Origin of the sequence: Streptomyces nanshensis, from assembly GCF_001751255.1 — a bacterium.
Taxonomy (GTDB): Bacteria; Actinomycetota; Actinomycetes; order Streptomycetales; family Streptomycetaceae; genus Streptomyces; species Streptomyces nanshensis_A.
The window spans coordinates 1-2,456 of the sequence record NZ_LJGW01000185.1 but is presented as its reverse complement, the minus strand read 5'-3'; the positions used below and the strand labels follow the sequence as shown (position 1 = coordinate 2,456).

Below are 2,456 nucleotides of genomic sequence, written 5' to 3'. Positions count from 1 at the left end.
AAGGGGCGGCGCGGCGCGGCGCCGACCGGCGGCTGCTGCGGCAGCGGCTGGTGGTGTTCGTGACGGTGACCGTGCTGGTGGCGCTCGGCATCGCCATGGCGCAGGGGTGCCAGGGGCCCACGCAGGGGCTGGGCGGGGAGCGTGCGCCGGTGAGGCCGGCGACGGAACCGGCGGCGCCGGCCGTACCGGGACCGGCGGCGGACGCACATCCGGGAGCCGGTCCCTACCGGTTCTGAACTACCGGTCCTGAACTACCGCTCCCCGTACGGCCGTTACGCCCTCGTCGCCGCGTAGAAGGCGACCGCCGCGGCGGCGCCCACGTTGAGCGAGTCCACGCCGTGCGCCATCGGGATGCGGACGCGTGCGTCGGCCTCCCGCATCGCTCGTTCCGACAGCCCGTCCCCCTCCGCGCCCAGCAGCAGCGCGACGCGCGGCAGCCGGTGCGGACCGGCGGCCTCCAGCGGCAGCGCGCTCTCCTCCGGAGTGAGCGCCAACACCCGGAATCCCGCCTCCCGTACGGCCGCCAGACCGTGCGGCCAGGTGGTGAGCCGCGCGTACGGGACGGAGAAGACCGCCCCCATCGAGACCTTGACGGAGCGGCGGTAGAGCGGGTCGGCGCAGGACGGGGAGAGCAGCACGCCGTCCATGCCGAGTGCGGCGGCGCTGCGGAAGATCGCGCCGATGTTGGTGTGGTCGTTGACCGCTTCCATGATCACCACGCGGCGCGCGGCCGCGAGCAGCGCCTCCGGCTCGGGCAGCGGCGTACGTCCCATCGAGGCGAGTGCGCCGCGGTGCACGTGGTAACCGGTGACCTGCTCGGCGAGTTCGGGGGGCATGACGTACGCGGGTGCGCCCGACGCGTCGATCACGTCGCGCATCGCGGGCAGCCACTTCTCGGAGAGCAGCATCGCGCGCGTCGGGTAACCGGCCCGCGCCGCACGGCGGATGACCTTCTCGCCCTCCGCGATGAACAGGCCCTCGGCGGGCTCGCGCCGGCGGCGCAGCTCGACGTCGGTGAGTCCGGTGAAGTCGGAGAGCCGGGGGTCGTGCGGGTCCCGGACGGTGATGATGTCGGCCACGGAGTCGGTCCGTTCAGCTCTCGTCGGCGTGCGCGGGCCCGCCGCCGCGTACGCCTCCCGGTCCGCTTCCGGATCCGTCTCCGGAACCGCTCCCGGATCCGTTTCGGCTTCCGCTTCGCTGCGTCCCGCCGTCTGTGCCGCCCTGTACGGCGCCGCTTCCGACGGACACCACGTCGCCGACGACGACGACCGCGGGCGGCCGTATCCCTTCCGCGGCGGCCCGTTCGGCGACGGTCGCCAGGGTGGCGTCCACGCGCCGCTCCCCCGCCGTCGTCCCCTCCTGCACGACGGCGACCGGGGTGTCCGCGTCCCGTCCGTGCCGTACCAGCGCCGCGGCGATCTCGCCGAGCCGCTCGACGGCCATCAGCAGCACGAGCGTGCCGCGCAGCCGCGCCAGCGCGGGCCAGTCGACGAGCGACCTCGGGTCGTCGGGCGCCACATGACCGCTGACGACCGTGAACTCGTGCGCCACGCCGCGGTGTGTGACCGGGATGCCCACGGCCGCCGGAACGCTCACCGCACTGGTGATGCCCGGCACCACCGTGACCGGCACCCCGGCTTCCGCGAGCTGTTCCGCTTCCTCCATGCCCCGGCCGAAGACGAAGGGGTCGCCGCCCTTGAGACGTACGACGGACCTGCCCGCCTTGGCGTGCTCGACGAGGGCGTCGTTGATCGCCTCCTGCGCCATGGCACGCCCGTACGGGATCTTCGCCGCGTCGATCACCTCGACGTGCGGGGGCAGTTCGGCCAGCAGGTCGCGCGGGCCGAGCCGGTCGGCCACGACCACGTCCGCCTCGGCGAGCAGCCGGCGGCCCCGCACCGTGATCAGATCCGGGTCGCCCGGACCGCCGCCGACGAGGGCCACTCCCCCGGTGCGGCCGCGGTGGCGCGGGGCGCCGAGCGTCCCGTCGTGCAGCCGCTCGACCACGGCGTCCCGTACGGCGGCCGAACGGCGCGGATCCCGCCCGGTGAGGACGGCGACGGTGACGCCCTCGCTCTGTCCCGTCGCCGGGGTCCAGGCGGTGGCGGCGGAGGCGTCGTCGCTGCGTACGGCCCACACCCGGCGGGACTCCGCCTCGGCGGAGGCCGCGTTGTTGNCCTCGGCGGAGGCCGCGTTGTTGGTCGCCGGGTCGTCGGTGGCGATCAGCGCGTACCAGGCGCCGTCGAGGTCGCCGTCGGCGAACGGGCGGCGCTGCCACGTCAGTTCGCCCGCGGCGGCCATCGCCTCGACGGACGGTGTCACCTCGGGGGCGACCAGCAGTACGTCCGCGCCCGCGGCGAGCAGCGCGGGCAGCCGCCGCTGTACGACGGTGCCGCCGCCGACGACCACGACCCGGCGCCCGGCGAGGCGGAGACCCACGGGGTAGGCGGGCAGGT

At 75.3% G+C, this 2,456-nt stretch carries 1 protein-coding gene and 2 pseudogenes; 1 reads left to right on the top strand and 2 read right to left on the bottom strand.

The window, feature by feature from the left end; genetic code table 11:
• Window positions 1-236, top strand: a pseudogene (locus AN218_RS38120) (serine/threonine protein kinase); the annotation flags it as partial.
• 36 nt (window positions 237-272) lie between these two features.
• On the opposite strand, the gene AN218_RS11230 reads toward AN218_RS38120, so the two are convergent.
• Together AN218_RS11230 and cobA are read right to left on the bottom strand one after the other, a co-directional pair.
• A complete protein-coding gene (locus AN218_RS11230; RefSeq protein WP_070016680.1) occupies window positions 273-1,079 on the bottom strand; it encodes a TrmH family RNA methyltransferase in 807 nt (268 codons plus the stop codon).
• Between the two features lie 151 nt (window positions 1,080-1,230).
• Window positions 1,231-2,454: pseudogene (gene cobA / locus AN218_RS11225) on the bottom strand (uroporphyrinogen-III C-methyltransferase); the annotation flags it as partial.
• Window positions 2,455-2,456 lie beyond the last annotated feature (2 nt).